Consider the following 469-nt stretch of genomic DNA (forward strand, 5'->3'; position numbering starts at 1 on the left):
AACTCCATTATCATCTACGCTATAAGTGCCTTCGCCGGGAATTTCCCGTGTAGTTTCTTGTTCGGGTGTATCAGGGTTGAGATCTACTGTTGTCGGGTCAATATTCCCCTCTGAGTCGGTATCGTTTTCGAGAACATTCAGGCTAACGGGTTCACCTTCTGTTGTGACGCCTTGATCGGGAACGGTTGTGGGGGGAACGTTTGCAGGGGGATTAACTGTAATATTAATCGGTGCGGGTTCTGAAGGTTGACCTTCTTCATCCTCTACGGTGTAGTTAATGGTGGAGTCTCCGGTAAATCCGGGTTCGGGTTCAAAGGTGACAACTCCATTATCATCTACGCTATAAGTGCCTTCGCCGGGAATTTCCCGTGTAGTTTCTTGTTCGGGTGTATCAGGGTTGAGATCTACTGTTGTCGGGTCAATATTCCCCTCTGAGTCGGTATCGTTTTCGAGAACATTCAGGCTAACG

At 48.2% G+C, this 469-nt stretch carries 1 protein-coding gene; it reads right to left on the minus strand.

The genetic code is table 11. The features are described from left to right. Nucleotides 1-469 (minus strand): cadherin-like domain-containing protein (locus tag M595_RS31440; protein ID WP_023070013.1); only part of this gene is annotated, 469 nt, incomplete at both ends.

It is taken from the genome of Lyngbya aestuarii BL J, from assembly GCF_000478195.2.
In the GTDB taxonomy this organism is placed as follows: domain Bacteria; phylum Cyanobacteriota; class Cyanobacteriia; order Cyanobacteriales; family Microcoleaceae; genus Capilliphycus; species Capilliphycus aestuarii.